General features: G+C 69.1%; 6 protein-coding genes. 3 read left to right on the top strand and 3 right to left on the bottom strand.

Annotated elements, in window-relative coordinates; translation table 11 throughout:
• Window positions 1-15 precede the first annotated feature (15 nt).
• Entirely contained in the window at window positions 16-1,755 is a 1,740-nt protein-coding gene (locus AC08OQ_RS00895; protein WP_476611867.1) for a protein kinase domain-containing protein, read from the top strand.
• A gap of 87 nt (window positions 1,756-1,842) precedes the next feature.
• Here the strand turns inward: AC08OQ_RS00895 and AC08OQ_RS00890 are convergent, their stop codons facing one another.
• The 3 genes from AC08OQ_RS00890 to AC08OQ_RS00880 form a co-directional block, all read right to left on the bottom strand.
• Complete coding sequence (locus AC08OQ_RS00890; RefSeq protein ID WP_476598890.1) at window positions 1,843-3,363, bottom strand: metallopeptidase TldD-related protein; 1,521 nt, start codon at window positions 3,361-3,363, stop codon at window positions 1,843-1,845.
• Complete coding sequence (locus tag AC08OQ_RS00885; RefSeq protein WP_462185849.1) at window positions 3,360-4,928, bottom strand: TldD/PmbA family protein; 1,569 nt, start codon at window positions 4,926-4,928, stop codon at window positions 3,360-3,362. Before AC08OQ_RS00885 ends, AC08OQ_RS00890 begins: the two co-directional genes overlap by 4 nt.
• Before the next feature lie 262 nt (window positions 4,929-5,190).
• A complete protein-coding gene (locus tag AC08OQ_RS00880) occupies window positions 5,191-5,985 on the bottom strand; it encodes a Cof-type HAD-IIB family hydrolase (RefSeq protein ID WP_476598888.1) in 795 nt (264 codons plus the stop codon).
• A 156-nt stretch (window positions 5,986-6,141) separates the two neighbouring features.
• Here AC08OQ_RS00880 and AC08OQ_RS00875 point away from each other — a divergent pair, with 156 nt between their 5' ends.
• Window positions 6,142-6,471, top strand: a complete 330-nt coding sequence (locus AC08OQ_RS00875; RefSeq protein ID WP_462185852.1) for a phosphoribosyl-ATP diphosphatase — start codon at window positions 6,142-6,144, stop codon at window positions 6,469-6,471.
• A gap of 40 nt (window positions 6,472-6,511) precedes the next feature.
• Entirely contained in the window at window positions 6,512-7,360 is an 849-nt protein-coding gene (gene hisG / locus AC08OQ_RS00870) for an ATP phosphoribosyltransferase (RefSeq protein WP_476598884.1), read from the top strand.
• The last annotated feature ends 7 nt before the right edge of the window (window positions 7,361-7,367 follow it).

The following is a 7,367-nucleotide window of genomic DNA, read 5'->3' as shown; positions in this document are numbered from 1 at the left end:
TATCGGGATTTCAATCTGATCGCGCTCGGTGGTTTCAGTGTTATCTACGCTGCCCATCAGAATCTTTTCGCCAGAACCGTGGTAATCAAGATTATCAATGCTGCCCTGGGAGGCGGCGACGCCGCCCGCCGTTTCAGCCGTGAATGCCAGGCGGTTGGCAGGCTGTCCCATCTTCCGGAGGTCGTGAGCGTCTTCGGAGCAGGAACGACGGCTGACGGAAGACCGTTCACCGTCATGCAGTACCTCCGCGATGGCTCCCTGGCCGAGCGGATCCGGGACGGTGGCGCGCTGTCCGTGCCGGAGGCCATCGGTGTCGGCACGCGGCTGGCCCGGGCGCTTGTCGCCGCGCACGGCGCCGGCATAATCCACCGGGACATCAAGCCCAGCAACCTGCTCGTCACCCCGGACGGGCATATCGTTCTCAGCGACTTCGGTACGGCCGCCATCATGGCCGATCCGGGTGCGTCCGCAAGCCTTGCCGCTTACACTCCCATCCACTGCGCGCCAGAGGTCCTGAACGGCGGCCAGTACGGAACCGCTGCGGATGTCTACGCCTTCGGGTCCACCCTGCACACCCTGCTCGCGGGTGTCGCGCCCTTCGCGCCCCGTCCCGGTGACGGGCCGGCGACCATACTTGCCGGGAACGTGCCCGAGCTGCCGGTGAACATCCCGCCGGAGCTGCGGAGCCTGATCCGACGGATGATGGCCCTCGATCTGGAGCGGCGACCTTCCGTCACAGAGATCGTCGAGGAGCTTGACGCTCTTGGCCGCAACGTCGGGACCAGCGCGCTGGGGGTCTCACCGGCATCCTCCGTTCCCTTGGACGACACCGTTCTCAGCGATCCGGAGGGTTCCCTGAGAACGGCGTCCGACGGCAGCCAGGGCGCGCCGAGAGCGAGGGACACGAGCGAGTCGCCAACCATCGTGCACCACAAGGTTTCTGAAGGCGACCGCGCACCCGGTCGGCCAACGGATGCGCGAGGCCTACGGCGGGGCCGGAGACTGGTCGTTCCCGCGGTCGTCCTCACCGTCCTCCTGCTGGCATCCGGGGCCATGGTCGGCGTCTGGCGACTGACGGCGATTTCGGCGGGCGGACCGGCGACCGTTGCTCCCTGGACCTCGCCGGCTCACCCGACCCTCCGCACGCCGACGACCAGCCCCGCGTCGCCGCGAACAGCGCCAGCCATGGTCACCGCGCCCGCGCCCGTGGCCGCGACGCCGAGCGCCGCGCCGTCCCCGACTCCCGCCGTCGTACCGTCGACGACCGTGGCGGAATCAGATCCACCGGACCCGCCTGTGGCCAGCCCGTCAACCGTCCCACGGTTCACGGCGAGTCAGGAAAGCCTCTACGATCTTCTCAAGGCTTCCGTTCTCAATCGTTCGACGTGCAGGGGGCGCGCCGACCTGGAATCGAAATACGACGTGATCGCAGCGCTCTCCTGCAAGACGGCAACCGACACCACGTTGGTCTATCTGCGAAAATTCTCCACCCGGAGCGCCTATAACGACTATTTCGCCGGGCAGCGGTCCCACGTGGACGGGACCGGCCGATGCCGCTCCGGGGAGGAGGGGTCCAGCCGGTGGAACCACAACGGCGACGAACGCGGACCGCTTGTCTGCATCCGTCTCAGCAACGGTGACTACCGGATCGCCTGGGGCTTCGACGACGACAAGGTCGCGGTGTCCAAGGAGGGTGCCAGCCTGTCGAGCCTCTACAGCTGGTGGGAGGATCACGCGAACCTGCTGACGTCCTAACCGTCCAGGATGTGAGAACCCCGTCGGCCCGGCGGCGGGGTGACCAGGTACGAGAGCATCCGCGTCCGTCCCCGGAAGGCCCGGCGGTCAGTTCGCCGGGCTGACCGAGGACATGCTGAAGTCGGGGATCCGTACCGCGGGCATGCGGGTGAGCGTGAACCAGTCCGCCCATTCCCGCGCCATGGTGCGGGTGGTGGCGCCGATCTCGGCCAGGCGGCCGAGCAGGTCGACCGGTGACTCGTTGAAGCGGAAATTGTTGACGGCCCCGGTGACCTCACCGTTCTCCACCAGGTAGACCCCGTCCCGGGTGAGGCCGGTGAGCAGAAGCACCTCGGGATCGACTTCGCGAATATACCACAGGCTGGTGAGCAGGAGCCCGCGTTTCGTCGAGGCGATCATCTCCTGCAGCGACGCGGAGCCTCCGCCGTCCAGGATCAGATTGTCGATCATCGGGGTGGTCGGGACCCCGGTGGCACGGGCGGACGCGCGGGTCTCCACGAGGGCGGCGAGGGTGCCGTCCGAGATCCAGTCGGTGGGCCTCAGCGCCAGCCCGTTGTCGAAGACACTGGACATCGACGAGGAGGACTGCGCGGTCACGAAGGGGGTCGTCGCGAGTTCCGGGTCGTGCGGATCGCTGGCCAGCCGCAGCCCCGCCGGTCCGATCGCCTCGCCGAGACGCGTGCCGCCGCCGGCCCGGCTGAAGACCGTCCGGCCCTCGGCCGCGTCCCGACCGGCAGCCGTCCAGTACATGTAGATCATCAGATCCGCCACCGCGGAGGGCGGCAGCAGCGTCTCGTACCGGCCGGCCGGCAGTTCCAGCGACCGTTCGCACCAGGCCAGCCGGTCGCGCAGCGCCGCGTCGGTATCCGCGACGTCGACGTCGGTGAAGTCACGGGTCGACTGGCCGTGCCAGACCGAGCCACCGGGAACGCCGCTCTTGGCGTTCCACTCCACGCTGCCGGTCGGTTGGCTGTACCGCAGCCGTAGCCCCGTCGACGTCCCGAGCCACGTGGTGGTCAGATTGTGCTCGGCGAAGCCGAACAACCGCCGCCCGCCCGCCCGCGTCGCGGCGAACGCCTCCGCGAGGTCCCGGGCGAAGGAGGCGAACACCGTGGTGCTGGTTCGGGCGGCCGGATCGGTGAAGGCCTCGGCCGCGCCGCCCGCCGACCCCGCACCCGCGCGGACGGCCGTTGTGTCCAGCCCGAGCAGGTCCGTGTAGTCCTCGGCATCCTCGGCGTCCCGGGCCGCGTCCTCGGCGGCGCGGACGAGCTCCGCGAGGCCGTCGGCATCGGTGGGATGCGGCAGGTCGGTGGGACGCGCGGTGGGGCGGCCGCCGGGACCGGGGGAGTCGATGGTGGAGGCCGTCCGCACCCCGAACGAGCGGCCGATGACGCTGATAACGGTGATCGACCGGTCCCGGCTGGCGCCGTTGGTCGTCAACGTGTTGTTGGCCCAGCGCAGGTTCACCGCACTGGACTCGGTGGCGATCACTACGCAGCCGTCCGCCTTCGACAGGCCCAGGGCGCGTTCGACGATCTCGTGGGTGGCCTCGCGCACCATGCTTCCTCCGTCGGCTGAGACTGGTTCCGGTCCGGCCGGCCGGCTCATCGACCGGCCTCTCGGCGAGCATTGAGGATGTTGGTGCCGCGGAACAGAGCCGACGGGCAGCCGTGGCTGACGGCCGCGACCTGGCCGGGTTGGCCCTTGCCGCAGTTGAACGCACCGCCCAGCACGTAGGTCTCGGGGCCTCCCACGGCCTCCAGGGACCCCCAGAAGTCGGTCGTCGTCGCCTGGTAGGCGACGTCGCGGAGCTGGCCGACGATGCGACCAGAGCGGATCTCGTAGAACCGCTGGCCGGTGAACTGGAAGTTGTACCGCTGCATGTCGATCGACCAGCTCTTGTCCCCGACGACGTAGATGCCGCGGTCGACCCGGCTGATCAGCTCCTCGGTCGACGGGCCGCCGGGCGCCGGGAGCAGGGAGACGTTCGCCATCCGCTGGATCGGCACATGGGCGGGGGAGTCGGCGAACGCGCAGCCGTTGGAGCGGTCGACACCGAGCACGGCGGCATTGCGGGCCGCCATCGCCCGGTCGAGCTGATACCCGACGAACTGGCCGTCGCGGACGATGTCGAACCGGCGGGTCTGCACGCCCTCGTCGTCGTAGCCGATGGTCGCGAGCCCGTGCAGGGCCGTGCGGTCCCCGGTGACGGTCATCGCCGGGGAGCCGTACCGCAGCGTGCCCAGCTGGTCGAGGGTGACGAAGGAGGTACCGGCGTAGGCGGCCTCGTAGCCGAGCGCCCGGTCGAGCTCGGTGGCGTGCCCGATCGACTCGTGGATCGTCAGCCACAGGTTCGACGGGTCGATGACCAGGTCGTACGGCCCTGGTTCGACCGAGGAGGCCCCGGACTTCTCGGCGAGCAGACCTGGGATCAGGTCGATCTCGCTCTCCCAGTCCCAGCAGCCGGCCGCGGGGCCCGCCACCAGCCACTCCCAGCCGCGACCGACGGGCGGGGCGATCGTGCGCATCGACTCGAAGCCGCCCGCGGGATCGACCCGGGTCGCCTCGATCTGGCAGATCACCCGCACCCGCTGCTGTGTCGTCGTGGTCCCGGTCAGGTCGGCGTAGTACTTGTTCTCCATCACCGCGCTGAACCGGCCGTCGACATGGTCGACATCGTGCGCCGCGAACAGCGTCCGACACAGGCCGCCGACCCGTTCGACCCGGTCCCGGGCGTCGACCGCGAACGGGTCGGTCGCGTAGGCCGAGACCCAGACCGCGTCGGTGTGGGTCGGTTCCGGGGCGAGTTCGACCGGTTCGGAGTTGAGCGGGGCGGCGACCTGGGCCATCGCGACGGCCTCGCGGGCCAGCCGCGCCGCCTCGTCCGTCGTCAGGTCGACGCCGGCGGCGAAACCCCAGGTGCCGCCGTGTACCACCCGGACAGCCAAACCCAGCGTCGCGCCTTCATGGCGACTTTCCAGCGAGGTGTCGCGGAACGACAGCGAGGAGTCCTTGAGCCGTTCGATGCGGATGTCGGCGTGCGTCGCGCCGAGATCACGTGCGGTCTGCAGAGCCGCGTCGGCGAGCGCGGTGCGCGGCAGCGCGAGGAACTCGCCGTCGATCTCGTGAGCCGGCAGCCCGGATGAGGCCGAGTTCTGGACGAGGGTTGCCATGCCCCTATCCTGGCCCGTCTGTGCGACGGATGTCGGGGCGGCATGCTCGGATGACGCTGCGCATGCAGACGCTGCGAGAGCGCGAGACCGGGAGGCGCTGCCGTGTCCGGATCCGGCCGGGCAGGCATCAACGCCGCGGTCCGCCGGGAATCCCCGTCGTCGGCCGGGAACCGGCCGGAGGGTATTCACGAAGAGTGCCCGGCCCGGTATGCGGCCCGGTCGGGATCGGGATGGACCAGAATACCCAAGAAGATCATTGTAGTTATGGGAAAAGACGCTCCAGGACGATCGCGACCCCGTCCTCATCATTCGACACGGTGATCTCGTCGGCGGCGGCCAGTACTTCGGGATGGGCATTCGCGACGGCGACCGCGTATCCGGCCCAAGCGAACATCGGTAGATCGTTCGGCATATCTCCGAACGCGATGACGTCGGCGGCGATCACCCCCCGCCCGGCGGCGAGTTCAGCCAGTGCCACCGCCTTCGACACCCCCGGTCCCGCGATCTCGAGAAGGTCCGCGCTGGAGGTTGTGACGACGGCCTCCATCCCGGCGAGTTCGACGATGGCGTCGTACACCTCCGTAAACGGAGCGCCGCCCCGCCGGACAAGCAGTTTCGTCGCCGGCAGGACGCCCAGCAGCTCCGAGAACTCCGCGACGATCTCCTCGGGATCGGGCCACATCGTCTCGAAGGCGGGTTCCCGGCCGAAGCGCACGCCGCTCTCGACCGCGAACACCGCGTCGGGAACCGCGGCGCGGATCGCCGCCGCCAGCCGCAGGGCCGTGGCCGACTCCAGGCAGCGATGGCTGACCGGCTCGCCGGAGTCGAGATCGAAGACCAGCGCGCCGTTCGCGCAGATCGCGAGCCCAGAGACCTCGGTCTGGGCGACGACGCCGGCCATCACCCGACTGGGTCGTCCCGTCACGAACACCACGGTCGCCCCGGCGCGTTCCACCCGGCGCAGCGCCCCGCGGGTGCGTTCGGACACCGTGCCGTCGCTGCGGATCAGCGTCCCGTCCAGGTCGGTGGCGATGATCGCGGGCGGAAGCACAGTCATCAAGTTAACCAGCAACATGGCGGCCGGTGGAGGGACTCCGTCGCACCGGCTCGCCGGCTGGCCGCGGAGCGCGTGTCTGTGGTCGTCGTGTGCCGCTCCGCGCCGCGGGCCTGCGGGGCGGAGGTCGTCCGCCCGGTGACGGGTAGCATGCCGAGCATGGTCCCTGCCGATCGGCCCGCCGTGCCATCCGTCGGCGCATCCGATTCGTCGAATGTATCCAACCTGAAAACATTCGACGAACTCTTCGTCGAGCTTGCCGAGAAATGGCGGCGTCGGACACCCGGCTCGGGAACTGTCGCCGCGCTCGATCAGGGCGTCCACCATCTGGGCAAGAAACTGGTCGAGGAGGCCGCTGAAGCGTGGATGGCGGCCGAGCACGAAGGCCGGGGAAGGGCCGCCGAGGAGATCTCCCAGTTACTCTACTGGAGTCAGCTGCTGATGATTTCTCTAGGCCTTTCGTTAGACGACGTATACTCCCATCTGTGATCGATGCCCTGTCCTTTCTCGTAGACGCTGAGTAGTGACGATGCTTCGTATCGCGGTTCCGAACAAGGGGGCGTTGTCGGCCGCCTCCGGTCAGTTGCTCTCCGATGCCGGCTACCTCGCGCGGCGCGAGGGGAGCGAGCTGGTGGTCGCCGACGTCGAGAACGACATCGAGTTCTTCTTCCTGCGCCCTCGGGATATCGCTGTCTACGTCGGGTCGGGTCGTCTCGATCTTGGTATCACCGGGCGTGATCTCCTCCTCGACAGCAATGCCGCCGCCGAGGAGCTCGTTCCGCTTGGATACGGGTTCGCCACGTTTCGTTACGCCGCTCCGGAGGGGACGCTCGCGGACATCACGGAGCTCGCCGGCAAGCGGATCGCGACGTCGTTCCCCGCGCTGGTCCGGGCCGACCTTGCCGGTCGGGGGGTCACCCCGGGTGGCATCGTGACTTTGGACGGTGCGGTCGAGACGGCGGTGCGGCTCGGCGTCGCCGACGCGGTCGCCGACGTGGTCGAGACCGGCCGTACGCTCAAGGCCGCGGGTCTGGAGCTGCTCGGCGAGCCGGTCCTGCGCTCGGAGGCCATCGTGATCGCCAAGAGGGGCGCCGATCTGTCCCCTTCGCATGAGCGTCTGCTGCGCCGGATCCAGGGGGTTCTGGTCGCCCGGCGGTACGTGATGATGGACTACGACGTTCCGACGGCCGTGCTCGACAAGGCATGCGAAATCACACCTGGCTACGAGTCCCCGACGATCTCTCCGTTGCAGCGCGAGGACTGGGTCGCGGTGCGGGCGATGGTGCTGCGCGCCGAGGTCAACCGCATGATGGACGATCTCTGGGAGCTGGGTGCCCGGGGCATCCTCGTCTCCGGGATTCAGGCCTGCCGCCTGTAATCCCTGC

The organism is Frankia sp. CcCS3, assembly GCF_977927575.1.
The sequence above is the reverse complement of the archived record's forward strand: the minus strand, read 5'-3'. Positions and strand labels throughout refer to the sequence as shown.

What these genes read in the sequence shown, in the direction of transcription:
- AC08OQ_RS00890 (WP_476598890.1), bottom strand. Translation starts at nt 3,363, where the DNA reads ATGAGCCGGCCGGCCGGACCGGAACCAGTCTCAGCCGACGGAGGAAGC.
- AC08OQ_RS00885 (WP_462185849.1), bottom strand. Translation starts at nt 4,928, where the DNA reads ATGGCAACCCTCGTCCAGAACTCGGCCTCATCCGGGCTGCCGGCTCAC.
- AC08OQ_RS00880 (WP_476598888.1), bottom strand. Translation starts at nt 5,985, where the DNA reads ATGACTGTGCTTCCGCCCGCGATCATCGCCACCGACCTGGACGGGACG.
- AC08OQ_RS00875 (WP_462185852.1), top strand. Translation starts at nt 6,142, where the DNA reads ATGGTCCCTGCCGATCGGCCCGCCGTGCCATCCGTCGGCGCATCCGAT.
- hisG (WP_476598884.1), top strand. Translation starts at nt 6,512, where the DNA reads ATGCTTCGTATCGCGGTTCCGAACAAGGGGGCGTTGTCGGCCGCCTCC.